Source organism: Arenimonas daejeonensis (assembly GCF_007993735.1).
GTDB classification, from domain to species: Bacteria; Pseudomonadota; Gammaproteobacteria; order Xanthomonadales; family Xanthomonadaceae; genus Arenimonas; species Arenimonas daejeonensis.
In genome coordinates this window covers 204,647-229,896 of the sequence record NZ_CP042453.1, presented here as the reverse complement: position 1 = coordinate 229,896, position 25,250 = coordinate 204,647, and the positions used below count along the sequence as shown (strand labels likewise).

Here is a 25,250-nt window from a genome sequence, read left to right as displayed (position 1 = left end):
GCAGAGTGTGCCAGTCCACCTTGTCGCGTGAGAACAAAAAACGCCGCCCCTTCCGGGGCGGCGCCGGTTCAACCCTTGATGCAGACCACCTGCCGCAGCGTGTGCACCACCTCCACCAGGTCCGACTGCGCGGCCATGACCGCGTCGATGGACTTGTAGGCGGCGGGGGATTCGTCCACCACGCTGGCGTCCTTGCGGCACTCGACGTGGGCGGTTGCTTCCCGGTGCTCCTTCAGCGTGATCCGCTGCCTGGCCTCGGTACGGCTCATGACGCGGCCGGCCCCGTGGCTGCAGCTGTGGAAGCTGTCGGCATTGCCCTTGCCCCGCACGATGTAGCTGCGCGTGCCCATGCTGCCCGGGATGATGCCCAGCTCGCCGGCTTTCGCGCTGACGGCGCCCTTTCGGGTCACCAGAAGTTCCTGGCCGAAGTGGGTCTCGCGGTTGACATAGTTGTGGTGGCAATTGACCGCCATCTTCTCCAGCTGGAACTTCGGCAGCTTGTGCCGCAGGTCGTGCAGCACCCGCGCCATCATCGACTCACGGTTGTGGCGCGCGTAGTCCTGTGCCCACGACACCGCCTCCACGTAGTCCTCGAACAGCGGCTCGCCTTCCATGAAGAAGGCCAGGTCCTGGTCGGGCAGGTGGAAACCGAGCACGCGCTTTTCCAGCTGGCGACGCGCCAGCTCGATGAAGTACGTGCCGATCAGGTTGCCGGTGCCGCGCGAGCCCGAATGCAGCATCACCCACACCTGGTCGGCCTCGTCGAGGCAGAGTTCGATGAAGTGGTTGCCGCCGCCGAGCGTGCCCAGCTGCTTGTCCAGCTTGTCCGGGCGGATCTTCGGATGCTCCGCGCGGATGGCCTGCAGCCGCGCTTCCAGCCCCGAGTCCACCAGCCGCGTGCCGACGCTGTCCGGGATCTTCCAGTGTTCGCCGCCACGGCCGTTGCCGACCGGGATGGCGCGCTCGAGCGAGGCGCGGATCGGCGCCAGGTCGTCGGGCAGCTGGTTGGCGTGCAGCGTGGTCCGCACCGCGGCCATGCCGCAGCCGATGTCCACGCCGACCGCCGCCGGGATGATCGCGCCACGGGTCGGGATCACCGAACCCACGGTCGCGCCCTTGCCCAGGTGCACGTCGGGCATCACCGCCACCCACGGCCCCACGAAGGGAATGCCGGCGATGTTCTGCAGCTGGCGGTGCGCCTGCGCTTCCAGCGGCACGCCCTTCACCCAGCCCTTGATCGGGGTCGGGCTGCCTTCGGCGTGCAGCAGTTCGTAGTTGTGTCCGTTCATGTCCTCTTCCTTCCTTGAAAAAACCGGGAAGCGGCGTCCCTGCCGCCTCCCGGAGCTTACTGCTTCAACGACACCAGCTGCTTCAGCACGCCGTCCAGGCCGCCGAACACGGTGAGCTTGTCGATCTTCTCGGTGACCTTCTCCAGTGCCTCGAGTTCCTTGAGGCGCATGAGCGTGGGGCTCTCCTCCACCAGGCGTGCGGTGTTGAGCAGGGAACGCGTGGCGTTCGCCTCCTCGCGACGACGGATGACGTTGGCCTGGGCCGCCTTCTCCGCCTGCACCACCCCGTTGAGGATGTCCTTCATCTCACCCGGCAGGATCACGTCCTTGATGCCGACGCCGATCACCTCGACGCCGAAACCGGTCACCTGGCCACGCACGTACGCGAAGATGTCCGCGTCCAGCGAGGCCTTGTCGCCCAGCAGTTCGTCCAGCGACCTGGCGGAGACGATCTTGCGCAGGCCGTACTGCAGTTCGCGATAGACCTGGTCGGTGTACTTGGCCACCTTGCTGCGCGCGGCGACCGGGTCGGTCACGCGCACGCTGGCCGCCAGGTTCACGCGCAGCGACACCTTGTCGCGGGTCAGCAGTTCCTGGCCCGAAACTTCCATCGCCTGCACGCGCAGGTCCACCACATCCACCGCGACGTTCTTCCGGAGGTTCCAGAAGCTCGCCGCACCGGGCGCCAGCACGCGCGCGAACTTGCCGTCCACGAACAGCAGGCCGGCCGACTCCGACGGCACCGTCACCGCCACCGCCAGCTTGTCGAGCACGTTGAGCTGGCGCAGGCGGTGGGCGATGCCGGACTCGACCTCGAGGCCATCGGCCAGCGCGATGCGCTGCACGGTGATCTCGCTCAGGCCCTTCCAGTACAGCTTGCGGCTGCCCGGCGACAGCACATCCACCAGCTTGCCCTGCTTGTGCACCAGGCCGATCTCCTGCATGCCCAGGTCGACCAGCTGGAAGGTTTCCGCCAGCTTCGCGCCCAGGGCCTGCACCAGCGCCTCGGTGTCCTTGCCGGCGTATTCGGCGATGGCCAGGTCGTGCACGACCACCTGCAGGCCGAAGCCCCAGAGGCGGTACACGCCCGGGGCCAGCACACGCTGGAACCGACGGTTCCTGTAAACGAGGGCGCGCTCGGCATCGCCGACCACGACCTTGCGGATCATCAACATCGCGTCCTCCTTGATTGATTGATGGTTCGACCCGGTGTCTGCGCGCCGCGCCGTCGGGTCGCCCGGGCGCGTCGTGTTCGGAGCGGTTGCTCCGGAAAAAGTGGGAACGCCCCTGCGCCGGGTCCGCACGGAACCGGCCGCGTGCGCGTGGCGGCGGTCGGCGCTTTCCGCCGCGCATGCTGGCCGTCCTGGCCCGCGTGCGTGGCGTTCCGCGCGTCCCGGCGCCTGGCGAAGGCGGCCGCCCGGTGTGGGCGGCGTGCGTGTCGCTGTTCTCGCCGGTGTGCTGGTTCGAACCGCGTCACGCGCGGGGCGTTTCCCTTTGGGCTTTCGCCCGGTGTTGCTTCTCTGCTTTGCAAGCAGTGGTGTGGAGCGGGAATCGAACCCGCGACCGCAGCGTTCACAGCGCTGTGCTCTGACCGTCTGAGCTATCCATACAAGACGAGCCGGATTCGAACCGGCGTCACGGCGGTTTCCCGCCTGCTCTCCCTGGCTGAGCTATCGTCGTCGCGGAGCAGGATCCGACGGCCAGGGCATACGCCACGGCAGCGCCGCGCGCACCGGACGGGCTTGGGAACCCGTACCGCAGTGGTTCGTCCGTTCATTGCTCCGTTCTGCCGCCGGTCGCCCGGCGGCAAATCGTCCGGATCCTTCGATCCGATCCATTCGCGGTTTCCTTCCGTCTCCGCCCGTGCCGAAGCACCCAGGCACAGCGCTGCCAGCGCCGTCTTGCGGATCTCGCCGTTACCTCGGACCGCCGGTCCGGGTGCTTCGTGGCGGGAAGGGAATCGCCGATTCTTTTCCTGTGCGAACGCCCAAAACAAAACGCCCCCGGGGCGGAACCCGAGGGCGTTCGCGAGGCCTCGGGAAATCGGGGTGACCGATCTCCCGTGCGTGGGGATCAGTCTGGAATGACGCCGTCCAGCGACCGGCGATGGTTCGCCGGGGCGCACTCGTCCGCGCCGAAGCTTTCGGGCTTCGGAAGTCGCAGGTCGGCGATGTGCGGGCTACGGAGGGTCATGTGTGTTCTGCTTTTTTCTTCGCCGTCATTGGCGAAGGTTGCGCACGATACGCCTTTGTATCGCGCTGTCAATAGGTTTCGGAAAAAAAGTTTCCGGTTCAGAGCCGCTCGATCGCTTCGGCCTTGCCGTCGCGCAGCGCCTGGTCGATCAGGCCCAGCGTTTCGCGGTTGGCGGCGTCGCTGAGGATTTCCATTTCCTTGCCCAGCACTTCCATCTGCGCACCGAGGTCCTCCATCGGCTTGCCGGCGAGTTCCATCTCCTTGCCCAGGGCTTCCAGCGGTGCATGCGCGGCCTCGAGTTGTGCCCCCAGGGTTTCCATGCGTTCGCCCAGTGTCTCCATCTGCGCGCTCACCTGGTCCATCTCTGCACTCAGCCGGTCGCGCTCGGCGTCGTTATCGGCACGCAGCATCGCCTCGGTCAACGGCTCGATGCGTTCGCCCAGTGCGCCCATCTGCTCGCCGAGCTTTTCCATCTCGGCGCTGATCGGTTCGCTGCCGGCAGTGGCGCTTTCCATGCGTTCGCCGATGGCTTCCATCTTCTCGCCGTGCACTTCCATCTGGTCGCCCAAGGCGTCCATCTTGTCGCCGACCGGTTGAGTCGGCTGCCAGGCCTGGCGCGCGCGGGCCACCAGCGCCGGGTCGCGGATGACGTAGGCGCGGCCGTCGCGGCGGAACCAGATGAAGTTGCCGCCGAGCTCGCGGCGCAGTTTGCGCACGTCGGTGATCTGGTCGTAGTGGCCGGTGAACTTGATCGAATCCTCTTCGTTTTCACCGACCACGGCGTAGTCGGTGCCCTGCCCGGCGCGCAACGAAATACGGGTCGGCTCTTCCGCCTTCGCGACGACGTCGGCGGCAACGGCGGCATGGCCCTGCGCGAACACCGTCATGCCGGCGGCGCTGAGCGCGAGGATGGGCAGGGCGAGTTTCCAGCTGAGCGTCTGCTTGCGCGGACGGACAAGGCGTTGGATGCGGGACATGAGTTGACCTCCATGGGCGGCGGGCGCCAGATGCGGGGTGGGGGCGCGGAATTGCGCCAGTTCGTTGAGCGCGAGCGCGAGCCGGCGCGGTTCGCCCAGGGCCTGGGCGGCCAGGTCGTCGGCGATCTGCTCGCGTTCGATGCGGATGCGGCGCGACAGCCACCACACGACCGGGTGGTAGAACAGCAGCGCTTCGACCGCGCTCTGCACCAGGTTCACCAGGTAGTCGTGGCGGCGCACGTGCGCGAGTTCGTGCGCGAGCAGGGCCTCGAGCAGGTCGGCGGGCAGGCGGGCGACCAGCGCGGCCGGCACGATCACCACCGGGCGCCAGATGCGCGCCACGACCGGTCCGTCGAGTTCGTCCACCACGCGCAGCAGCACGCGCCGCGGCAGTTCCATACGTTCGGCCAGCGCATCGAGCTGCGCCTGCCAATAGGGATGCGTGCGGCCATGGCCGGGACCGGCGGCGCGCGCGACCCAGGCCAGGCCCAGGGCCATGCGCAGCGCGAACAGGCCGGTGCCCAGCGACCAGAGCGCGACGATGCCGGGAAGCCAGGGCTGCAGTCGTACGCGCCATGCGCGGCTGTTCTCGACGATCGGCTGGCGCAGGCGTTCGACCACGCCTGCGGTGCCGGGGGCGGCGCCATCGCCCGCAACCAGCAAGACCGACGGCGCGTCGACCGCCGTCGTTCCGCGCAGTACCGTAGCCACCGGCAGTACCAGGCACAGCGCCAGCGCCGCGCAGGCCACGGCATAACGCAGCTGGGGCCGGGCATTGCCCAGCAGCGCCAGCGCCAGTGCGGCGGCCAGCCCGACCAGCAGCCCCTGCCAGAGGAAATGCACCAGCGCCCAGCCGAGCGTGGCGGTGAATCCGGAAAGCGCGGCGATCATTTCCCGTCCTCCTGCAGCAGTTTGCGGATCTCTTCCTTTTCTTCCTTTTGCTGACGTGGCCACGCAGCGCCGCCATCACCAGTTCCTTGCCGGAGCCGGAATAGGCCTTGTGGATCAGGTCCTTGAGCAGGTTGGTGCGCAGCGAATCCTGCTCGTGCGCCGGCGCATAGACATGCGAGCGTTCGCTTTCGTCGCGGACCAGCAGGCCCTTGCCGTGCATGATCTGCAGCAGCCGCAGCACGGTGGCGTAGGCCAGGTCCGGGCGCTCGCGCTGGGCGATCTCGTGCACCTGCTTGGCGGTGGCGGCGCCGAGCGGCCACAGCACGCGCAGCAGGTCCAGTTCGGCCGGGGTGGGCTTGGGCGGGGCGGGTTTGCGGGCCATGTCCATCCGATGCGTGTTGGCGACGGAAGGAAGCCTAGACCGTATAGAACAAATTGTCTAGAACAAATTGTCTATGACTGATGGCACATCCCGGCACCGGAATGCGTTGGTGGGAATATCGATCGCGCCACCGGCCTGGAGTCCGCCATGCCATCGACCAGACTGCCCGACATTCCCTTCGACCAGCTCGCACTGGAGCCCCTGGAGGGCGAGGCGCCACCCGCGCCGGTCACCGGGCGGGCCAGGTTCAGCGCCAATACCCGGGACGGCAACGATCGCCGGCATCATGAGGACCGGCGCGAGAAGCTGCGTTACCAGGCCGACCGGCGGACCAAAGAGGACCGCCGTCCGGCCAGGCGCGATTGGGGCGACAAGGGTCCGCGCTGAACCGGTGGCGGTGCCGTGCCGCCGACGCGATAAAAAACCCTGCTTTTTTGCCCTTCCGGGCTTGGCGGCGCGCTCGACTTGGCCTACATTCGCTGTGCCGGAGGGTTTTCCAGGCACCCCAATAACCCATCAAGCATCAACGGGAACAAAAAACATGGCTACCAAGAAAGCTGCGAAGAAGAAGGCTGCCCCGAAGGCCGCTGCGAAGCCGGCCGCGCCGAAGCCGATCAAGGAAGCGCTCAGCAAGTCGGGCCTGGTCTCGCACATCGCCGAGGCCACCGGTGTTGCCGCCAAGGACGTGCGCGCCGTGCTCGGTTCGCTGGAAGGCGCGGTGCACGGTTCGGTCAGCAAGAAGGGCGCGGGCAGCTTCACCCTGCCGGGCCTGCTGAAGATCACCGTCGTCAACGTGCCGGCCAAGCCGAAGCGCAAGGGCATCAACCCGTTCACCAAGGAAGAGCAGTGGTTCGCCGCCAAGCCGGCCACCGTCAAGGTGAAGGTGCGTCCGCTCAAGAAGCTCAAGGACGCCGCGGCCTGATGACCGCGCGGATGCGCGGCTGACGCCGCCGCATCGCGACAATCACGGGGCGGGTCGCGCAAGCGGCCCGCCCCGTTCCTTTTGCGGCCGGCAACGCAGAATCCCGGGCGCGCGCTTGTGGCGGGCCCGGGCGATGGGCTGCAATGGCGGCCTTCCCCCGCAGGAGATACCCCATGGAATACCGTTATCTCGGCAACTCAGGCTTCCGCGTTCCCGTGCTCAGTTTCGGCACCGGCACCTTCGGCGGCGAGGGCGAGTTCTTCAAGGCCTGGGGCGCCACCGACGTCGCCGAGGCGCGGCGGCTGGTGGACGTCTGCCTGGAGGCGGGCGTGAACATGTTCGACAGCGCCGACATCTATTCCAAGGGCGCGTCGGAATCGATCCTTGGTGAAGCGCTGAAGGGCCGGCCCCGGGACCAGTTGATCATCTCCACCAAGGCGACGTTCCGCTTTGGCGAAGGCGAGAACGAGGTGGGCTCTTCGCGCTACCACCTGCTGCGGTCGGTGGATGCCTCGCTCCGTCGGTTGGGCACCGACTACATCGACCTGTTCCAGCTGCACGGCTACGACGCGCGCACGCCGGCCGAGGAAGTGCTGTCCACGCTCGACGGCCTGGTGCGCGCCGGCAAGATCCGCTATGTCGGCGTCTCGAATTTCAGCGGCTGGCACCTGATGAAGTCGCTGGCCGTCGCCGACCGCCACGGCTGGCCGCGTTATGTCGCGCACCAGGCGTACTACTCGTTGGTCGGCCGCGACTACGAGTGGGAGCTGATGCCGCTGGCTGCCGAAGAAGGCGTCGGCGCCGTGGTCTGGAGTCCGCTGGGCTGGGGGCGCCTGACCGGCAAGATCAGGCGCGGCCAGCCGCTGCCCGCCGGCAGCCGCCTGAACTCCAAGGTGGCCACCGACAATGGCCCGCAGGTCGAGGACGAATACCTCTACCGCGTGGTGGACGCGCTGGACGCGGTCGCCGCCGAAACCGGCAAGACCGTGCCCCAGGTCGCACTGAACTGGGTGCTGCAGCGCCCGACCGTCAGCAGCGTGATCGTGGGTGCGCGCAACGAGGAGCAACTGCGCCAGAACCTGGGGGCGGGCGGCTGGAACCTCAGCGCGGACCAGGTCGCGCGCCTGGATGCCGCCAGCGAGCGGCCCAAGCCGTATCCCTACTGGCACCAGGCCGGTTTCAAGTACCGCAATCCGACGCCGGTCTGATCAGCGTTTGCGCAGGCCCGGCTCCGGGCCTGCGTTGTCCAGTTCCCAGCCCTCGGCCAGCGCCAGGGTCCAGCCTGGTCCCTGCCAGCGGTCGCCGTCGCGGGTTGCCGGTCCGGGCAGGGTGACGCCGCCCCAGCTGTCGGCGATCAGCGCGCCGTCTGAGGCTTCCAGCACGCCCCAGGCATCCACCACGCGCAGCACCGGATACACGGTGCCCTGCGGCGGCAGTGCGAACACCTGGCCGGGATCGAAGGAAATCTTCATCTGCTGGAACGGCAGGTGCACCGTGGGCCCGTCCACCAGCCGCTGGCGCCAGCGCGCGGTGGTTTCCGCCCGTGCCAGCGCGATCGCCTGTTCCTCGGCCAGCACGCCGGCCAGGCCAAGTCGTGTCGCGGTGACATCGGGCAGCTCCTGGCGCGTGGCGGGCGTATCCAGTGCCAGCGCCTGCGCCAGCATCAAGCCCAGGTCCGCATCGGCGTCGAGGCGCTGGCGCCAGCCCGGCGCGTGCCGTTCCAGCAAACGGCCGTAGGCCGGGCCGGAGCCGTAGGCGAAGCTGCGCACGAAGCTGGGCCCGCTTTCGCGGCGCTTGAGATCGGCGGCCAGCCAGGCGTCCAGGTCGTCGCGCCCGCTCAATTGTTCGCCGGTGAACTGGGCCAGGCCTTCGTTGAGTTCCAGCTGGTTCTCCAGCGCGCCGGCATCGGCGTCGAGCCGGCGGCGCCAGGCGCGCGCGGCCAGTGCGTCGGCGATCGCGAGGCGCTCGCTTTCCGGATTCGTGGCGCGCAGGGCGGCGGCCAGCGCGCGCCATTCCATGCGCATCGCCACCCGGCCGTGCACGCTGGCCAGGTGCGCGGGGTTGGGCGAACGCATCGGCAGGCCCAGCGAATCCTGGATGGCATGCCAGGACTCGTGCAGCATCAGCGACCGCCGCGACGCCGGGTCATCCGGCAGCGGCCAGACGATCATCGCCCAGCGCACGCCGTCCCAGTCCAGGGCGGTGTTGGCGATGTTGTGCTGTTCCGGCAGGCGCCCGGTGAAGACGCCGTCCTGCGGCTTCAGCGCGTCGCCCTGTCCGGCCTGGCTGGCGATGACGGTGCGGGTGACGGGGTCGGCGAACAGCAGCGGCACGCACACCTCGCGGCCCCAGAGCGCCTGGGCGTCGGCGTGACAGGTTGCCTGGGCTTCCTCGAAGGCGGCCGCGGCCAGCCGCAGGTCGGGCGGCGCGGCCAGCGCCAATGGGCCGAACCCGGCCAGGCTCAGGAACAGGGGCAGTCTGATCGGCAGTCGCATCACGGCAGCTCACTCAAGGGGGCGGGGCGACGATACGCAGCGAATCTCGTGCGTGCCCCGGTCGTTTCCGCCGGATCCGGGTGATTCCGGCCAGCATTACCAGGATGCCGGACAGCGCGAAGGCGTCGCGTCAGGCGATGGCGCCGGGAGCGTCGCAGCCGTAGACGAGCAGGGGTTCGCCACCGAAGGACTGCCGGCCCTGCGGCATGAGGCCGAGTTTTTCGAGCACGCGCACCGAGCCGGCATTCGCGTCGGTGACGATGGCCAGGATGCGCGGCAGGCCCAGGTGCGAGAAGCCGTGGCGCAGCACCGCGGCGCCCGCTTCGACCGCGTAACCCTGGCCGCGGAACGCCGGCAGGTAGGCGTAGCCGATGTCCGGGTGCGGCAGCGTCTCGCGCCGGACCAGCCCGCACATGCCGATGACCCTGCCGTCGCTGCGCCGTTCGACCCGCCACAGGCCGTAGCCGTTGGCGGCGTAACTGGCGAGGGGTCCTTCAGCGAGATAGCGCAGCGCGTCCTCGTGCGTGCGCACCTGGCGGTCGCCGATGAAGCGCAGGAAATCGGGGTCGTTGAGCAATTCCAGGATGAAGCCGGTGTCGGTGCCGGCCAGTTCGTGCAGGCGCAGCCGTTCGGTTTCCAGGATCAGGTGCGACATCGGGTCTCAGGCCAACCGCGGGTCCAGCGAAGCCGGCACGTGCACGCTGACGCGGTCGCGGCCTTCGCGTTTGGCCCGGTACATGGCCTCGGCGCACGCGCGAGCAGCATCTGGAAGTCGTAGCCGCTGTCGGCCGTGGCGGCGACGCCGAAACTGGCGGTGATGCGGAACTTGGCGCCGGTGTCGGCGGTGTCGATCTGCGCCAGGCGCCTGCGGCAATCCTGTGCCAGCTGCAGGGCCGACGCGGAGTCCGCGCCGGTCAGCAGGAAGGCGAACTCCTCGCCGCCCAGCCGCCCGAACAGGTCGTTCTTGCGGCAGACGCTGCGGCAGGCGGATCCCACCTGCTGGAGCACCCAGTCGCCCGTGGCGTGGCCGTGGCGATCGTTGATGGTCTTGAACTCGTCCAGGTCGAACATCACCAGGGCGCAGGGTCGCGCGTGCGCTGGCAGTATTCGAGTGCGATCCCCGCGCAGCGGCTGAAGTGGTGCCGGTTGCTGACGCCGGTCAGGGTGTCGGTTTCCGACAGGCGACGGAACGAAAGCTGCGTCTTCTTGGTCTTGTAGGCCCAGAAACCGATCGACGCCAGCAGCACGGCCAACAGGGCGATCAGCAGTTGCGTGTTGCGCGCGTTCTGGGTCGCGACCCTGCGTTCGAGCTGCAGCACCTCGTTCTGCTTGTTCAGCAGTTCGATGGTCTGGCTCTTCTGCTGGGTCTCGTGCCTGACCAGCTGGAATGCCAGTTCGCGGGCCTTGACGTTGTCCAGATACGCCTTGTCGGCCTCGGCGAAGTTGCGGTAGTGCTCGAGGGCAGCCACCGGGTCGCCGCGGTCCAGCGCGGTCCGGTACAGCACACGATAGGCCGCGACCAGCGGCAGCGAATGCACGATGCCATGGCTCTGTTCGATTGCCAGCCGCGCATGGTGGTCGGCCTCCTCCACGAAACCTTCCGCCGCGTTGAGTTCGGCCAGCAGCGAATGGATCTCGCCGATCAGGCGGGGGTAGCGGGTGGCCTCGATCTCGCCGAGGCGTTCGTTGAGCGTGCGGATGGCCCGCGCGCGATCACCCTGGTCGGCCCATAGCCTGGCCAGCTGGGCGCGTGCGAAATTCGCGGCAACCGGTTCGTCGACTTCGGTGCAGGCCTGCATGAGGGCGCTGATCGCCGCGTCCTCGCCGGTCAGCGGCCCGAGGTTGTACAGGGACTCCAGGCGCAGGGCGCCGGCGAAGCAGCGGGTGCGCGGGCTGGGGTTGTCCGCCAGCATGCGCTCCGCGAACTCCCTGCCCAGCTCGAACTGCCCGACCTGGTTGTAGATGACGCCTGCCGCCGACCAGCCATGGTGCCGGAGCTCGGCGTCCTGGATGCGGTCTACAAGTGCCAGCGTCTGGTCCAGGTAGCGCAGCCCTTCGGTGAACTCGCGGGTCGCCGCATACCCGTTGACGATGAGCGAGCCGGCGCGGAACTTGATGTTGACGTCGGTGGCTTCGTCGAACAGGGCCTTGGCGGCGGCGATGCCCAGGTCGAACCGGCCGGTGTAGGCCAGGTGGTAGGCCTTGAGATACTGCAGTTGCTGGCGTTGCGAGGGCGTGGCGGCCCCGACGCTGGCGTTGAGTTGTCCCAGCAGCGACTCGAACTGTGCCGGGTCGGCGCTGCGCACGTCCTCCGCCTGGCGCAGCATGGCTTCGAATGCCGGCGACGCCGCGGAACGCGGCGCCGCCAGGCAAAGGGCCATCGCCATCAACAGCAGGAGCAGGCTCCTGTGCATGTGCGCTGCGCCCCGCTTACTCAGTGGCGGCCGTACGGCTGGATGGATTCCTTCTTCTCATCGTCGCCGGGAGCGTCCTGCTGGTCGTCCTTCTTTTCGTCGCCGTCGGCCGGGAAGAGCAGGCACATCATCTTCATGCGCCCGCCCAGCAGGTCGCCGATGGCCGAGGCGTCACGCTGCAGCAGCGCCTGGCGCGGTGCGTCGTCCAGACCCAGCGCATCCACGGCAGCGGCGTAGTCTTCGCCCTGGAGTCGGCTCTTGCCGGCGTCCTGGCCCATGGCTTCGAGAAAAGCGATCACGTTCGTCATCTTCTACTCCCCTTTGCGGTAGTGGTGGATCGGAACTCAGGATGCGGCGAGGGCGTCAAGCTCGGCCAGCCGGGCCAGCATGGCAGGATTCTGCTCCAAGGGCCGGGCCGGCGGCAGCACCAGGGTGGACTGCAGCCTGAGCTCGGCCCGGGCCAGGTCGCCCAGGGCGACAGCCTCGACGCGCGGTGCATTGATCGGCAGGGTCGCGGCCTCGTAGATCGTGCACGGATGGTCCAACGGGTAGTCGGCGGCCAGCAGGTCAACCAGCAGCTGCCGGTAGGCCGCCGGGGTGGCGAACCGGCGGAAGCTGCGGTCGCCGGCGATGCCGGCCTGCCACAGCACCAGGTAGGCCGAGGGGTCGATGCGCCGCCGGTAGAACATCAGCTGGCTGGCTTCGTAGTGCTGGCAGCCGACCGTGCCCGGGTCGATGCCCAGGTCGGCGTACAGACAGTCCTCGGCCGAGATGCCGGGCTCCATGCGGGCCTCGAATCCCTCCGCACGCGCCTTCTCGATGGCCCGGTGCGGCGCCAGCGCGAACACGCCCGGGTGGCCGTAGAAGGCGCCGCAGACCGTCTTTCCCGCGCGCACCTCGGCCAGCATGGCCTCGACCATCTCGCGGTAGGTGTCCTGGCGCGATTTTCCTTCGCCGTAGTAGGGCTGCAGGCTGCGCACGTCGGCGTGCATCTGCTGCAGCCACAGTTCCACCAGCGGATCGGAGACGGCCGCGAACACCACGTCGGCCTGCTCGATGTGGCTGCGCGAACGCGGACTGATGTGCGCGCCCAGCGTCATGCCGAGGCCGACGCAGGCCAGGCTTCCCCGTTTTTCCATGATCCCCGGTGGCCGTCTTGAAAGAGGCCCGTTCAGGTTAGCGGATCGCAGTTGCCTTGTCGCCGGGCCCAGGTTTCCGGGGTCAGTGACCAGCGCTGCGGATGCGGGCCCGGCACCGGATCGCCCGGCTGGAAGCCCAGGCCCTGCATCAGACCGTGCGCCAGGCCGTGGCCGGCGGCGTGGCGCGTGTGCAGCCTTCGCAGGCCGAGTGTGCCGAAGGCGTGGTCGGCCAGGGCGGTGATCGCATCGGTGGCGTAGCCGCGGCCCTGGTGTTCGGGTGGGATCAGGGCGCCGACTTCGCCGCCGCCGGGTTCGTCCAGGTCCAGGCCCAGCAGGCCGACCTGCTCTTGCAGGACGTGGTCGTACAACACCCAGAACAGGCGCTGCGGCGGAACCTGCGCCTGCGCCGCCAGCGCGGCCCGGAAGCCACGCGTCGCCGCGTCGGGCGTCTGCGCCATCGTGATGTGCGCCATGCTCACGGGGTCGGTGTACAGGCGTACGTACAACGCCTCGTCGCCGCTCGCCAGTGGACGCAGCTGCAGGCGCGCGGTCGCGAGCGCCTGGTTCATGCCGCCGTCGCCAGCCGCACCACGCCAGGTCCACCGCCCGCCTGCCGGTCGAAAACGGTATAGCGGCCCGCGAACAGCGGCAGCCCCAGGATCGACTGCTTCGGGAAATGCGGCAGCTGCGCCATCAGCAGGCAGATCGTCTGGCCGGCGTGCAAGGCGTTGTGCGGCCAGTAGTGCGAGGCGGCGATGCGCAGCACGGTGTCGCGGCCGTCCGGCGCTTCCAGGTGCAGGTGCAGGTCGGGCCAGTGGCGTGGGTCGACGGCGTGGTTGGGCAGGCCGCGGTCTTCCCGCAGCGCGGCCTGGCTTTGCGCGACCAGGTCCGGCAGCCGCGCATCGTGCCGGCCCAGCGCCGCGAGCACGGCGGCGTACGTGGACGACTCCAGCACCAGGAAACTGCTGCCGGTATCGAGCAGGGCGTTGCTGTGACGGCTGGCGACGTCGCCGGCGTCCAGTGGCGGCACCGGGATCGGGTCCTGGCCGCCGACCCGCACCGCGCGCAGGTTCGCGTTGTAGTACAGGTCGTGCAGGACCTGCACATCGTGGAAGGCGCCGTGGTAGAGGTGCTGGTGTTCCGGTCCGCCGCCCAGCACCAGTGCGCCGCGGTTGAGCGGGTCGGCAGCCAATGAATGCGGCGAAGCGCGGTCTTCGGTGACGTGCACGACGGCGCGGCCCACGGTCAGCGCGAAACGGTCGCGCAGCACGCCTTCTTCCTCCAGTGCGCTGAACACCGGTGTCAGCGTCGTGCGGGGATGCTTGTGCAGGAAGTCCTTGAACTTCGCCAGGTCCAGGTCGTGCCCGGCGGGAAAGGGCCAGGGCCAGTTCACCGGCGGTTCGACGCCCCGCTGCTGCAGCAGCGTCGACAGGTCGTAGGCCGGATTGAGGTCGCGGTAGGCCAGGCCAAGGATGCCGTCGGCGCCGCGGAAGGGGCGGCCTTCGGACTCGATCAGCGCGAACAGCGCGTCGTCGATGCGCCGCTCGTGGTGGCCGTGGCCAAAACACAGCGCCGAGCGCAATACCGGACCGGCCCAGGCGCCGCCGCCGTAGATCACTTCCTGCGCGTACGGCGTGGCCTGCAGCGTCTCGTCACCGGACGGATCGTACGCACCCTGCAGCCTCGCCAGGCTGCTGCTGCCGGTGTCCAGCACCAGGGTTCGCCGGATGCTGCCCGCTGCCGAAGCGCATCGCCACGGTGTAGGCGCCCTGGGCATGGGCGAGGGTGGTTTCGAGCTCGATCGCGGCGGCGGTCACTCGACGATCGGCTCCGGCTTCAGCGGCATGCGTGGTTCGAACCAGCGCGTGAGGCGGTAGGCAGCCGGCGGGTCGAGATTGCTCAGGCTCACCAGCACCCAGCCCGAGTCGGGGAAGACGCGGAAGTCGGCATTCATCCCATCGGAATCACCGCCATGTCCGTAGCGGCGCAGCGGGCCCTCCCCTACGGTGATGAAGCCGAAGCCGTACCAGTTCTCTTCCATCTGCGGCGATGTGGCTTGCCTGAGCATGGTTGGCGACAACAGCTTGCCGGCCTGCAGCGCCTGCGCGAACTTCAGCAGGTCGCCTACCGTGGTGTAGCCGCCGCCCGCTGCCATGCCGCGCCAGGGCAGCGTTTCAGAGGCATCCACCCAGGTCCCGCTCCTGCGCTGATAAGCAACGGCAAGGCCCTCGACCTTCGACGATTCGGGCTCCGCTCCGGTGCGGGTCATGCCCGCGGGAGCGAAGACCTTGTCCTGAAGCAGCGTGTAGTAGTCCTGTCCGCTGACATTCTCCAGGATGGCGCCAAGCAGAACGAAACCGTAGTTCGAATAGTCAACCTTGGAGCCGGGTGGGAAGGCCGGGCCCTTCGTGCCGTGGTGTTCGAGGTAATCGGCATGCGTGCGCAGCAACTTGCGGTTGTCGGCAAATTCCGCTCCGAAGATGTCGATGCCGCCGGTGCCGCCGGTGTGGGTCAGCAGCTGGTGCAGCGTCACCTTGGCGATCTCGCGGTTCGGATAGCCGGCCAGGTAGGTGTCGACCGTGCCATCGAGTGAGAGCTTCCCCGCTTCGATCAGCTGCAGCACCGCGACCGCGGTGAACATCTTGCCGGCGGACCCGAAGCGAAAACGCGTATCGAGGGTGTTGGCGGTGCCAGCGGTGCGGTCCGCAAGGCCGAGCGCCGCCTGTGCGAGCACCCGGCGGTCGCGGGCGATCAGGTAGGCGCCTGCGAATTCGTCCGCTGCCGCCAGCGCCTCCGCGCGCGCGACCAGGCCAGCGATGGCGGCGTCCGTGTCCAGCCGCGGGATATCCAGGCTCTCCGGCATCACCGACAACAGCTTCGCCGGTTCGCCTGCGTCCACGCTCACTACCAGGCGAACCGGCGCCATGCGGCCATCGCGTTCCTGCACGCGCACGGTCAACCGGCGCGGCTCGCTGGCTTCGACTGCCTGCAGGGTGAAGCCGCCGGTAAAGTCGCGGAAACCAAGGGTGTCGTCCACCGATTCGACCTCGGTGAAGGCCTGTTGCAGGGTTTCCAGTTGCGCCCGGTCGGCCTGGTTGAAGGCCTGCAGCCAGGCGCTGAAGGCGCGGCCGGCCGGCGTGTCCGGCACCTGCGTCCGGGCGTGGGCGAAGGGGGCGGCGCACAGCAGCAGAACCAGGATCCAACGCGCCATCATCGGGTCGGCCTCCGGCAGGGAAGCCCACCCTAATGCCTGCCGGGCCTTGCTGCCAAACCTGACCGATTGCACGGCCCCCGGTTTGGCGTCAGTGTTGGCGCGTCCTGCCAACCGCCACCGCCGCCGTGACCCGCGAACACGACATCCTCCGACGTCTTGAAACCCTCAACGCCATCGGCGTGGCGCTGTCGCACGAACGCGACCTGGCGACCCTGCTCGAACGCATCCTGGAAACCGCTCGCGAATTCGCCAACGCCGACGGCGGCACGCTCTACCGCGTGCAGGGCGACGAGCTGGTGTTCGAGGTGCTGCGCAATCACAGCCTCGGCTTCATCCTGGGCGGGAAACACGGTGCGCCGATCACCTTCAAGCCACTGCCGCTGTACCAGCCCGACGGCCAGCCCAACCACAACATGGTCGTCGCGCACGCCGCGCTCACCGGCCGGACCGTCAACATCCCCGACGCCTACACCGCCGAGGGTTACGACTTCAGCGGCACGCGTGCCTTCGACGCCAGGACCGGTTACCGGTCGAAGTCCTTCCTCACCGTGCCGATGAAGGACCACGACGGCCGGGTGATCGGCGTGCTGCAGCTGATCAACTCCAAGAACGCCGCCGGCGAGGTGGATGCCTTCACCGAGTCCGAGCAGCGGCTGGTGGAGTCGCTGGCCTCGCAGGCGGCGATCGCGCTCAACAACCGCCAGTTGATCGACCAGCTCGAGACCCTGTTCGAGGCCCTGATCAAGCTGGTCAACACCGCCATCGACGAGAAGTCGCCCTATACCGGCGGCCACTGCGAACGCGTGCCGGTGCTGACCAGCCTGCTGGCCGACGCGGCGGCGCGCACCACGGTGGGCCCGCTGGCGTCGTTCACGATGGACGAAGCCGACCGCTACGAACTCAAGATCGCCGGCCTGCTGCACGACTGCGGCAAGATCACCACGCCGGTGCACGTGGTGGACAAGGCCACCAAGCTGCAGACGCTGTTCGACCGCATCGAGCTGATAGACACCCGGTTCGAAGTGCTGAAGCGCGATGCCCAGATCGCCCACCTGCACGGCGAACTCGACGACCGCACCTACGTCGAGCGCCTGGCCCAGCTCGACGCCGACCGCGAAGTCATCCGCCAGGCCAACACCGGCGGCGAATTCATGGACGACGCCAAGGTCAGCGCCATCCACCGCATCGCCGCCCGCACCTGGCGCGGCCCGGACGGCAGCGACCAGCCCTTCCTGTCCGCCGACGAGGTCGAGAACCTCACCATCCGCCGCGGCACGCTCACCGCTGCCGAGCGCGAGATCATCAACCACCACATCGTCATGACCATCCGGCTGCTGGAGGCGCTGCCCTGGCCGGCGCACCTGGCGCGCGTGCCCGAGTACGCCGGCGGCCACCACGAACGTATGGACGGCAAGGGTTATCCGCGCGGCCTGACCCGCGAGCAGATGAGCGTGCCGGCGCGGGTGATGGGCATCGCCGACATCTTCGAGGCGCTCACCGCCAGCGACCGGCCCTACAAACCCGGCAAGACGCTCAGCGAGTCGCTGGCCATCCTGGGCCGCATGAAACTCGACCACCACGTGGACCCGGACCTGTTCGAGGTGTTCCTGCGCGAGCGGGTCTATCTGGATTACGCACGGCGTTTCCTGCCGCCGGAGCAGATCGACGCCATCGACTGGAGCCGCATTCCCGGTGTCCCGCCCGAGCTGGCGGCGGAGCTGGCCGCGGCGGACGCCGCACGGTCGTAGGAGGGGCTTCAGCCCCGAAGCGGTTCGCGCGCTGCGGCCGAGCCTGATCCTGCCGCCGTGTGACGCCGGCGTTCCAGCCACCACAATCCGGCGCTGGCCAGCAGCCAGGCCAGGCCCCAGGCCAGCGTGGGCCGGGCATCGGTGCCGGCGCGCCCGTCGTGGGATCGGGCGCGGCGATGGCCAGGATCTGTGTGGCCGTGCCGATCGCCGCCGCGGCCAGGCCTGGTGTTGCCTCCGCGGCGCGCACGGGGAAGGGCGTGCGGACGTCGGCCTCGATCCGTTCGTGCCAGCCGGCCTGCGTCGGCCAGTAGGCCGCGCAGGCGCGCGTCCCGCTGGCCGGGTCGGGCACCAGCGGGGTTCGCGTGCCATCCGGGGCCAACACGCTGGCGTTTTCGCCCACGCCGCACAGCGCGATGCGTTCGCCGGCGCGTGCGTCATCCGGCACGGGCTTCGATGCCTGGCCCGAGGGCCGCGCCAGGGTGGCGATCGCTTCCGCCCAGAGGCTGCCGTGCGCCGTGCGGCGACCCGCAAGCACCAGGCGGAAGCTGTCCGACAGCGTCCACACCGCGATCCGCCCGCGGCCCTCGGGGCGCCACAGGGCCAGCGGTTCGCCGTCGGGGGCGCGGCGCAGGGCCTGGCCATCGGTGGCGCGCAGGCGCAGCGGCCGACGGCTGAGCAGGGGCGCGGTGTCGGTGGCCTGGGCTTGCGCGTCCGCCACGACGCCCGTTGGCACGCTCGCATCCGCCGATTCGCTGCCCGGCAGGCGCAGGCTGCGGGGGAGGTCGGCGGCCTCCACGGTGAAGCCCCATTCCTGCAGCAGGCGGCGATCGTTTTCGCCCGGATCGGCGGTCAGGCGCAGCAGCACGCCCAGGCCTTCGCGCACGGCGGCGCGCAACACGTTCCGACCCGGTTCGCCCAGGTCGCGCCAGCTGCGTTCGTCGAGCAGCACCAGGTCGAATCCGTGCAGCGTGGCCGGCGTCATCGCCAGCGGCGGATCGCCCAGGTCGACGCCACCGCCCACGGCCATCTGTGTGTGCAGCGCGAGACCGGCATCGCGGGCCCAGCGGCGCAGGTATTTCAGTTCCGGGCCGGGGCCGCCGGCCAGCACCCAGATCTTCAGCGGCGCACCGGCGCGCACGTCCAGCGGCACCGCGAGTTCTTCCAGCGTTTGCCCGTCTTTCGCCTTCAGGCGCAGGCGGTAATCCACGCGTCCGACTGGCCCGGCCCGGCCCAGCAGTCGGAAGCGGCCCGTGTCGTCGGGCACCGCCTGGTCGATCCGTGCGCCGGCCGGATCCAGCAGTTCGATCAGGCCTTGCGTGGCGCCTTCCGCCCGGCCGCTCAGCACGAAGTGTCGACCGCGACCTGCCTGCACCGGCGCATGGAGTTCGACCACGCCGGCCGGCAGCGGCGGCGGCGTGAATTCGATGTCCTGCCCGACGGCCGCGTCCTGGTCGCGCGCCGGCAGGCCGGCGCCGCGCACGCGCAGGGGCGTGGCGCCAGGATGCCGCCGCAGCGCCGTGGCGAGATCGGGCACACGCATGACGCCCGGAATGACGGGGGCTTCGGGCAATGCCACGACGATGCCGCCGGCCTCCGTCGCGGCATCCGCGGTTCGGCTGTCCGCGGTCAACACGGTCAATGACCGGGCACGCGGCGTGCGGTCCGGGGGCAACAGGAAACCGTGGAGCAGGACGGCGCTGGCGATCATGCCGGCCAGGCGCGGGACCGTGCGGCGCCAGGCGCCAGGTTTTCCGCGCGAAGCCATGACGATGCGCAGCCCGGCGACCAGCACGATCGCTGCCAGGACCAGCGCCAGCGCGAAACCGGTGCTCATCGGATTTCCTCCGGCGCCAGTGCATCGAGATAGGCCTGCCCGCGCGCATCCGGCGCGGGGCGCGGCATCGTCGTCGCGGCCGGTTGCGGCAGAAGCGGCCACAGTCGGTCGCGCAGGCGCTGGCGGCAGTCGCTGCAGGCCGGGTCGGCACGTACCACTTCCAGCGCGGCGACCAGGTCCAGCGGATCGGCGAGACGGTGTTCGTTGGCCTGCAGCCAGGTGGCGAAACTTTCCAGCGACGCACCCGCATCGGCGCCCGGCGCCAAGGCCTGCCACAGCGCCAGCGCCGGCACCTCGTCGGCGGTTGCGGCCACCAGGCCGTCGCGACGGTCGCCCAGCCCCTTGCGCTCGCCGCTCATGCGACGGGACTCGTCGATCGGCGGCAACTCCAGCCCGACCCGCGCCAGGTAGATGCGCGACGCCTGCTGCACCTGCTTGATGAAACCCAGCGCGCGGTAGGCATGCGGCAGCGCGCGTTCGGGCTGGCCCTGGCGCAGTTCACCTTCCGACGACCACATCGCGTCCAGCGCCTGCTTCAGCAGCGCGCGTGTTTCCGGTCGAGCAGGGTCGCCGCTTCGGCGTCGTCGTGCGTATGGCCGTATTCCTCCAGCACGTTGATGGCGCCGCCGAAGTCGGCCGGTGCTTCGGCGCCATGGTCGTGGCCGTCGTCTTCGGAATGTTCTTCGCCGCCGGCGGATTCCGGGCCGCCGACGTTCTCCTCGCCGAGGAACTGGCCGTAACGCATGCGCAGGATGCGCTGGTCCACGCCGATGCGGTCCGAGCGCCCGATGAAATCATCGGCGGCCAGCCGCGCGCGTTCGCCGACCAGGGCCTCGGTGTCGATGATGATCTGGCGCTGGCTGCGGAAATAGGCCGGCAGCGCCTTCTTCACCAGGCCTTCCATGCCCGTGGCCTCGGTGGCGGGTGGCATCGGCCAGCGCAGGATGTAGCTGGCGCTGCGGCTGGTCTGCGGGCCGGGCGTGCGGTTGTCGTCCACTTCCAGCCGCACGATCAGGTCATCACCTGGGCCAGGCCGAGTGCGGCCAGGTCGAGCCGGCGCGTGTAGCGGCGCTGCTTGCCGTCGCCTTCGCCGGCCAGTGCGAAACGGCGTTCGCTCACCGTCACCTGCTCGCCGCTGCCCTGGGCAAGGGTGATCAGCAGTCGTGCGTTGCCGAGCCCGTAGTCGTCGCTGGCCTCGAACGACAGCGCCCAGTCGCGCTGGCCGTCGGTGCGCAGCGTGAGGTTGCGTTCGGGCGTGATCACGCGCAGCTGCGGCGGCTGGTCGGCGATCGCGTCCAGGCGGTGCAGGCGGTCGTCCTGCAGCGGCAGCGGGCCGCCGGGCACCAGGCGATACAACGCGGAACGGTCGAGGCGATGTTCGCCGGTCCAGTCCTCGCCTTCGCGCACGAGCACGATCCGGCGGCCGTCATGCAGCACGATCTCGGCCGAGGGCGGCTGCGGTGCGAAGCGCAGGGTCCAACGCAGCAGGGAGCCGGTGGGCGCCTTGTCGGAGAGTTCATTGCCGTCGCGCGCGGGCAGGCCGGTGTAGGCCGGCGGTTCGATCGCCAGGCGTGCGGCCAGCAGGGTGGTGTGCGTCGGGGCTTCTTCGTCGCTGGTGACGGTGACGGGCGCGGGTGCCACCGGTGCTGGCGGCGATGACGGCCACAGCCACAGGCCGGCCGCCAGCAGCAGCGCCGGAATCCAGGCCGACAGCAGCGCGCGCCGCGGCCACGCCGTTCGCAGGTCCGGGGCGGGACCGGTGGCGAGGCGTTCGCGCAGGCGCTCGCGCTGCAGCACCTGCAGGCCGTTGAGCTCCGTGCCGGAGACGAACAGCAGGTCGGCGCTGTCCTCCATGTCGGCGCGGCGGTCGAGGCGGCGCGCGAACCAGCGGTCATCAAGTGCGCGTGCGCCGTGCCAGGCCAGCACCACGATCACGGCGGACAGCGCCAGCGCGGTCCACGCCATCGTGGCGGCCCCGCCGAAACGCCAGGCCGCCGTGACGATCACCGCGGCGGCCGCCAGCGCCAACAGCGCGACGATGCCGGCGTGCCGGCGTCGCGCGGCTGCCATCGCGTGCTGCAGGCGGGACTCGGCGCTCATGCCGTGGCCTCGGGGCGGGCGCGCGTCGCGAACCAGCGTTCGAGCGCGAACAGGGCCAGGATCAGCCACAGCAGCGGCGTGTCCAGTTCGCGCGGGCTTTCCGGGAAACCGGGACCGCCAACCATGGGGGCGTGGTCGGCGGCATCGGCGAGGCGCGGCGGTGCGGGTGGACCGTCCAGCAGCTCGCGCAGGCGCTGCGGGAAATCCGCTTCCAGCAGCGCCGGCAGGCTGGCGGGCGCCAGTGCCTGCTGCAGCTGCGTCACGCGGCCACGGCCCGAGGCGGTGGAGCGCGCCAACACGCGGCCTTCGCCATCGCGCCACACGACCACGCCTGCTTCGGGTTGGGGCCAGGTGGTCTGCGCATCGATCAGGGCATGCCCGCCCGCGGCGATCCATTCGCGCACCGTCGCGGGCAATTCGCCCGGCGCGAGCCAGACCAGCCGGGTCGTGCCGGCCGCGAGCGGGGCTTCGGTACCGGCGATGTCCACTTCGGGCGAAGCGTCATCCGTGCGCCAGGCCCGGGCGGCCGCGCGCAGGTAGCGCAGCGCGGGTTCGTGTTCAGGCGTGTGGCGCACGGCAAACGTGAAGTTTTCCGCACTGACGGGCGGGGTGGGTTCGGGCGTGCCGGCCAGCGGTGCGACGCGCCAGTCCACGGTGCGCGCCAGCTGCGGCCGTGCGCCGTCGGCGATGATCACCGCCGGCACCAGCACCGTCACCGGCGTGGCCGCGGGCAGATCGGCATCGAGCTGGCGCAGCAGGCTGGAAATGGAATCCGTGGTTTGTGGCCGCGGCGTGTCGAGCGTGGAAACCCGGCGCCAGCCAGCGCCGTTCGGTGTTTTCGGGCAGGGAAGGCGCGGCCGCCGGATCGGCGCCGGGTGCGACCAGCAGCCAGGGCGCGTCGCCCGTACCGCCGTAGAGCACGGGTCTGGCGAGCAGCAGTGCCATGGCCGCGACCAGCAACAGGCGCAAGGCCAGCAGCAGCAGGTCTTCGAAGCGCAGTTTCGCGCGTGGCTTGAGCCGCGCCGTCAGCCAGCGCAGCGCCGCGAAGTCGGTGGGGCGCTGTTCCTCGCGCCGCACCAGGTGGACCAGCAGCGGCAGCAGCAGCGCCGCCAGCGCCGCCAGGCCGAGCGGGAACAACAGGCCCAGGCTCATGCGCGCTCCGCCGGGGAGGCAGCCAGCAGGCGTCGCAGCGGCGCGTCCAGCGCTTCGTCCAGCACGTGCGTGGTGTGGCGGATGCCGCTGGCGGCAAGGCGGGCGGCCAGCGTGCGCTGCGCCGCGGCGAAGGCCGCGAGGAAGGCCTCGCGCGCCGAGGCGCCGTCGCTCAGCCGTTCGGCGCCGGATTCGGTGTCGCGGAAGCGGTGGCCACCGCGGAAGGGAAAGTCGCGTTCTTCGGCGGTGAGTATCTGCAGGCTGAGGACTTCGCGGCGTGCGGCCGAGAGGCGTTCACACAGCGCCACGGCGGCCTCGTCGAAGTCGTCGCTGAGCATCAGCACCAGTTGGCCGGCGCCGATGCGTTCCCAGAGCGGGCGCAGCGTGGTTTCCGCAGGCCAGTCGCCATCAGCGCGCAGGCCGTGCAGTTCGAGCAGGCAGCGGTCGCGGTGGCGCGGGCCGGCGCCGGGCGGCACCAGGCGCAGGCCGGCGCCACCGATCGCCGCCAGGCCGAAGCGGTCGCCCTGGCGCAGCGCCAGTTCGAAGATGCAGGCGGCGAGTGCACGTGCCGCGTCCAGGCGCGACCAGCCTGGCCGCGCCGCATCGCCCTGCGCCATCGACGCCGTGCAGTCGACGATCACCCAGGCGGTGAGTGGGCTGTCGCGTTCGGCCTCGCGCACGAAGAACTTGTCGGAGCGTGCGTAGAGCTTCCAGTCGATCTGCCGCAGTTCGTCGCCCGGCTCGTAGGCGCGGTACTGCGCGAACTCCAGGCCCGCGCCGCGGCTGCGGCTGGCGTGCTGGCCGAAACCATGCCCGCCCGTGGTCCGGCGCCCGGCCAGGCGCAGGTCCTTTAGCCGGGCACGCACCGGCGCGGGGATGAAGTCGGGGCCGGACACGGTTCGTCAGCCGGCGAAGGGCACGCCGCGCAGCAGCACGCCGACCACGTCGTCGGCCGATTTCTGTTCGGCCTCGGCGGCGAAGGACAGCAGCAGGCGATGGCGCAGCACCGGCGCGGCCAGCGCGACCACATCCTCGCGGGTGGCGGCGAACCGGCCGTGCAGCAGGGCGCGCGCTTTCGCGGCGAGCACCAGTGACTGCCCGGCACGCGGGCCGGCGCCCCATTTCACGAACTGCTGGATTTCAGGCAACGCGCCCGGCAGCGGCCGGCTGGCGCGCACCAGGCGCGTGATCCAGTCCAGCAGGTCGGCGCCCAGGTGCACCTCGCGCACGCGCGCCTGCAGGGCCAGCACATCCTCGCCGCGCATCACCTGCGGCACCTGTGCCGATTTCGCGCCGGTGGTCTGTTCGATGATGTCGCGCTCCTCGGCTTCGCTCGGGTAATCCACGCGAACGTGCAGCAGGAAACGGTCGAGCTGGGCTTCCGGCAGCGGGTAGGTGCCGGCCTGTTCCAGCGGGTTCTGGGTGGCCAGCACGAAGAAGGGCCTGGGAAGTTCGTGGGTGACGCCGGCGTAGCTGACGGTCTTTTCCTGCATCGCCTCCAGCAGCGCGGCCTGGGTTTTCGGCGGCGTGCGGTTGAGTTCGTCGGCCAGCAGCAGGTTGGTGAACACCGGGCCGGGCTGGAACTTGAAGTGGCGGTGGCCGGTGCCGTGGTCCTCTTCCGGATCTCGGTGCCCAGGATGTCGCTGGGCATCAGGTCGGGCGTGAACTGCACGCGCCGGAACTGCAGTTCCAGCGCCTGGCCCAGCGTGCGCACCAGCAGGGTCTTGCCGAGGCCTGGCACGCCCTCGAGCAGGCAGTGGCCGCCGGCCAGCAGGCCGATCAGCAGCTGTTCGACCACGTCGTGCTGGCCGACGATGGCCTGGCCGATGGCGGCGCGCAGCGGGCCCAGGTGGGCCAGTTGCTGCTGCAGGTCGGTATCGGAATAAGGCAGGTTCATTGGTTGTCCTTGGTCTCAGGCCGTCAGCGCATACATCACGATGTTGACGGCGAACTTGGTGTTGTCCTCGGCCAGCCAGCGCTTGTTGCGCCAGTCGTAGTCCCACTCGCAGCCGTAGTCCTTGTTGCTGTAGAGCACGCCCAGGCGGCCGTCGATCGTGATGCCTTTCAGGTAGTCGTGCACCAGGTCGTCGCCCCAGCCGTTGAGTTCGAAACCGGTGGCGGGCGGGCCGTCGAAGGTAAAGAAGCTGGAATAGATCGGATGCCGCGGCGGCAGCTTCTGCATCGCCTTCGGACCGAAGATGCGCGCCATCTCCTCCTCGAAGGACTTGGCGAACAGGCCGTCGATGTCGTGGTTGCAGTCGTCCACGAACACGAAGCCGCCGCTGCGCACGTAGCGTTCGAAGTTTCGGCGCTCGTCCGGGTTGAACTCCACCAGCTTGTGGCCGGACAGGTAGCAGAACGGCGCCTGCAGCATGCGCGGGTCGGCCAGGGCCAGCACGTGTTCCTTCGGGTCCACGCGCAGCCGGGTGTAGTCGATCAGCGAAGTGATGATGTTCGCGGGCATGCGCTGGTCCACGTCCCAGTCGCCCGAGTCGTACATCAG

At 69.7% G+C, this 25,250-nt stretch carries 19 protein-coding genes, 2 tRNA genes and 3 pseudogenes; 4 read left to right on the top strand and 20 right to left on the bottom strand.

The features are described from left to right. Nucleotides 1–68 precede the first annotated feature (68 nt). The 6 genes and pseudogenes from FRZ33_RS01140 to FRZ33_RS17490 all read right to left on the bottom strand — a co-directional run. Nucleotides 69–1,289: an RtcB family protein gene (locus FRZ33_RS01140; RefSeq protein WP_146907081.1), complete on the bottom strand. Its 1,221-nt coding sequence runs from the start codon at nt 1,287–1,289 to the stop codon at nt 69–71. A 56-nt stretch (nt 1,290–1,345) separates the two neighbouring features. Further along, a complete protein-coding gene (locus FRZ33_RS01135; protein ID WP_146907080.1) occupies nt 1,346–2,464 on the bottom strand; it encodes a slipin family protein in 1,119 nt (372 codons plus the stop codon). A 360-nt stretch (nt 2,465–2,824) separates the two neighbouring features. Then, nucleotides 2,825–2,899: transfer RNA gene (locus FRZ33_RS01130), tRNA-His, on the bottom strand. Beyond that, nucleotides 2,899–2,970: transfer RNA gene (locus FRZ33_RS01125), tRNA-OTHER, on the bottom strand. The genes FRZ33_RS01130 and FRZ33_RS01125 overlap by 1 nt, the downstream gene beginning before the upstream one ends. Before the next feature lie 610 nt (nt 2,971–3,580). Beyond that, a complete protein-coding gene (locus FRZ33_RS01120) occupies nt 3,581–5,350 on the bottom strand; it encodes a M56 family metallopeptidase (RefSeq protein ID WP_146907079.1) in 1,770 nt (589 codons plus the stop codon). Nucleotides 5,351–5,468: 118 nt separating this feature from the next. Further along, nucleotides 5,469–5,732, bottom strand: a pseudogene (locus tag FRZ33_RS17490) (BlaI/MecI/CopY family transcriptional regulator); the annotation flags it as partial. Between the two features lie 147 nt (nt 5,733–5,879). On the opposite strand from FRZ33_RS17490, the gene FRZ33_RS01110 reads away from it, so the two are divergent. The 3 genes from FRZ33_RS01110 (at nt 5,880) to FRZ33_RS01100 (ending at nt 7,862) form a co-directional block, all read left to right on the top strand. Beyond that, a complete protein-coding gene (locus FRZ33_RS01110) occupies nt 5,880–6,119 on the top strand; it encodes a hypothetical protein (protein WP_146907078.1) in 240 nt (79 codons plus the stop codon). Between the two features lie 154 nt (nt 6,120–6,273). Next, nucleotides 6,274–6,654 (top strand): HU family DNA-binding protein, encoded by a 381-nt coding sequence (locus FRZ33_RS01105; RefSeq protein WP_146907077.1) that lies wholly within the window; start codon nt 6,274–6,276, stop codon nt 6,652–6,654. 173 nt (nt 6,655–6,827) lie between these two features. Further along, nucleotides 6,828–7,862 (top strand): aldo/keto reductase, encoded by a 1,035-nt coding sequence (locus FRZ33_RS01100; protein ID WP_146907076.1) that lies wholly within the window; start codon nt 6,828–6,830, stop codon nt 7,860–7,862. On the opposite strand, the gene FRZ33_RS01095 is transcribed toward FRZ33_RS01100, so the two are convergent. The 9 genes from FRZ33_RS01095 to FRZ33_RS01055 all read right to left on the bottom strand — a co-directional run bounded on the left by FRZ33_RS01095 (nt 7,863) and on the right by FRZ33_RS01055 (nt 15,988). After that, a complete protein-coding gene (locus FRZ33_RS01095) occupies nt 7,863–9,149 on the bottom strand; it encodes a hypothetical protein (protein ID WP_146907075.1) in 1,287 nt (428 codons plus the stop codon). Nucleotides 9,150–9,279: 130 nt separating this feature from the next. Beyond that, nucleotides 9,280–9,804 (bottom strand): GNAT family N-acetyltransferase, encoded by a 525-nt coding sequence (locus FRZ33_RS01090; protein ID WP_146907074.1) that lies wholly within the window; start codon nt 9,802–9,804, stop codon nt 9,280–9,282. Beyond that, a complete protein-coding gene (locus tag FRZ33_RS01085) occupies nt 9,792–10,220 on the bottom strand; it encodes a GGDEF domain-containing protein (RefSeq protein ID WP_146907073.1) in 429 nt (142 codons plus the stop codon). The genes FRZ33_RS01090 and FRZ33_RS01085 overlap by 13 nt, the downstream gene beginning before the upstream one ends. After that, the gene (locus tag FRZ33_RS01080) at nt 10,220–11,563 is read right to left on the bottom strand and encodes a hypothetical protein (protein WP_146907072.1); all 1,344 of its coding nucleotides are present in this window, start codon (nt 11,561–11,563) and stop codon (nt 10,220–10,222) included. Before FRZ33_RS01080 ends, FRZ33_RS01085 begins: the two co-directional genes overlap by 1 nt. Before the next feature lie 20 nt (nt 11,564–11,583). Beyond that, nucleotides 11,584–11,871 (bottom strand): hypothetical protein, encoded by a 288-nt coding sequence (locus FRZ33_RS01075; RefSeq protein ID WP_146907071.1) that lies wholly within the window; start codon nt 11,869–11,871, stop codon nt 11,584–11,586. A 36-nt stretch (nt 11,872–11,907) separates the two neighbouring features. Continuing rightward, complete coding sequence (locus FRZ33_RS01070; protein WP_146907070.1) at nt 11,908–12,702, bottom strand: SAM-dependent methyltransferase; 795 nt, start codon at nt 12,700–12,702, stop codon at nt 11,908–11,910. Between the two features lie 32 nt (nt 12,703–12,734). After that, nucleotides 12,735–13,271 (bottom strand): GNAT family N-acetyltransferase, encoded by a 537-nt coding sequence (locus tag FRZ33_RS01065; protein WP_146907069.1) that lies wholly within the window; start codon nt 13,269–13,271, stop codon nt 12,735–12,737. Next, nucleotides 13,268–14,416: a pepsin-like aspartic protease gene (locus FRZ33_RS01060; protein WP_158637039.1), complete on the bottom strand. Its 1,149-nt coding sequence runs from the start codon at nt 14,414–14,416 to the stop codon at nt 13,268–13,270. The genes FRZ33_RS01065 and FRZ33_RS01060 overlap by 4 nt, the downstream gene beginning before the upstream one ends. Nucleotides 14,417–14,515: 99 nt before the next feature. After that, complete coding sequence (locus FRZ33_RS01055) at nt 14,516–15,988, bottom strand: serine hydrolase domain-containing protein (protein WP_146907067.1); 1,473 nt, start codon at nt 15,986–15,988, stop codon at nt 14,516–14,518. Between the two features lie 53 nt (nt 15,989–16,041). Here FRZ33_RS01055 and FRZ33_RS01050 point away from each other — a divergent pair, with 53 nt between their 5' ends. Then, the gene (locus FRZ33_RS01050) at nt 16,042–17,664 is read left to right on the top strand and encodes an HD family phosphohydrolase (RefSeq protein WP_146907066.1); all 1,623 of its coding nucleotides are present in this window, start codon (nt 16,042–16,044) and stop codon (nt 17,662–17,664) included. A gap of 1,830 nt (nt 17,665–19,494) precedes the next feature. Here FRZ33_RS01050 and FRZ33_RS01045 read toward each other — a convergent pair. The 5 genes and pseudogenes from FRZ33_RS01045 to FRZ33_RS01025 form a co-directional block, all read right to left on the bottom strand. After that, nucleotides 19,495–21,598: pseudogene (locus tag FRZ33_RS01045) on the bottom strand (hypothetical protein). A 558-nt stretch (nt 21,599–22,156) separates the two neighbouring features. Beyond that, on the bottom strand, nt 22,157–22,750 hold the full coding sequence (locus tag FRZ33_RS01040; protein ID WP_146907065.1) for a BatA domain-containing protein: 594 nt from the start codon (nt 22,748–22,750) through the stop codon (nt 22,157–22,159). Further along, the gene (locus FRZ33_RS01035) at nt 22,747–23,643 is read right to left on the bottom strand and encodes a DUF58 domain-containing protein (RefSeq protein WP_146907064.1); all 897 of its coding nucleotides are present in this window, start codon (nt 23,641–23,643) and stop codon (nt 22,747–22,749) included. The genes FRZ33_RS01040 and FRZ33_RS01035 overlap by 4 nt, the downstream gene beginning before the upstream one ends. Nucleotides 23,644–23,649: 6 nt before the next feature. After that, nucleotides 23,650–24,644: pseudogene (locus FRZ33_RS01030) on the bottom strand (AAA family ATPase). A gap of 15 nt (nt 24,645–24,659) precedes the next feature. Continuing rightward, nucleotides 24,660–25,247: a DUF4159 domain-containing protein gene (locus FRZ33_RS01025; RefSeq protein WP_174754995.1), complete on the bottom strand. Its 588-nt coding sequence runs from the start codon at nt 25,245–25,247 to the stop codon at nt 24,660–24,662. Nucleotides 25,248–25,250 lie beyond the last annotated feature (3 nt).

Bases quoted from the DNA above. Each gene is read 5' to 3' on its own strand.
- FRZ33_RS01140 (WP_146907081.1), bottom strand. From the start codon at position 1,289: ATGAACGGACACAACTACGAACTGCTGCACGCCGAAGGCAGCCCGACC.
- FRZ33_RS01135 (WP_146907080.1), bottom strand. From the start codon at position 2,464: ATGTTGATGATCCGCAAGGTCGTGGTCGGCGATGCCGAGCGCGCCCTC.
- FRZ33_RS01120 (WP_146907079.1), bottom strand. From the start codon at position 5,350: ATGATCGCCGCGCTTTCCGGATTCACCGCCACGCTCGGCTGGGCGCTG.
- FRZ33_RS01110 (WP_146907078.1), top strand. From the start codon at position 5,880: ATGCCATCGACCAGACTGCCCGACATTCCCTTCGACCAGCTCGCACTG.
- FRZ33_RS01105 (WP_146907077.1), top strand. From the start codon at position 6,274: ATGGCTACCAAGAAAGCTGCGAAGAAGAAGGCTGCCCCGAAGGCCGCT.
- FRZ33_RS01100 (WP_146907076.1), top strand. From the start codon at position 6,828: ATGGAATACCGTTATCTCGGCAACTCAGGCTTCCGCGTTCCCGTGCTC.
- FRZ33_RS01095 (WP_146907075.1), bottom strand. From the start codon at position 9,149: ATGCGACTGCCGATCAGACTGCCCCTGTTCCTGAGCCTGGCCGGGTTC.
- FRZ33_RS01090 (WP_146907074.1), bottom strand. From the start codon at position 9,804: ATGTCGCACCTGATCCTGGAAACCGAACGGCTGCGCCTGCACGAACTG.
- FRZ33_RS01085 (WP_146907073.1), bottom strand. From the start codon at position 10,220: ATGTTCGACCTGGACGAGTTCAAGACCATCAACGATCGCCACGGCCAC.
- FRZ33_RS01080 (WP_146907072.1), bottom strand. From the start codon at position 11,563: ATGCACAGGAGCCTGCTCCTGCTGTTGATGGCGATGGCCCTTTGCCTG.
- FRZ33_RS01075 (WP_146907071.1), bottom strand. From the start codon at position 11,871: ATGACGAACGTGATCGCTTTTCTCGAAGCCATGGGCCAGGACGCCGGC.
- FRZ33_RS01070 (WP_146907070.1), bottom strand. From the start codon at position 12,702: ATGGAAAAACGGGGAAGCCTGGCCTGCGTCGGCCTCGGCATGACGCTG.
- FRZ33_RS01065 (WP_146907069.1), bottom strand. From the start codon at position 13,271: ATGAACCAGGCGCTCGCGACCGCGCGCCTGCAGCTGCGTCCACTGGCG.
- FRZ33_RS01040 (WP_146907065.1), bottom strand. From the start codon at position 22,750: ATGAGCCTGGGCCTGTTGTTCCCGCTCGGCCTGGCGGCGCTGGCGGCG.
- FRZ33_RS01025 (WP_174754995.1), bottom strand. From the start codon at position 25,247: ATGTACGACTCGGGCGACTGGGACGTGGACCAGCGCATGCCCGCGAAC.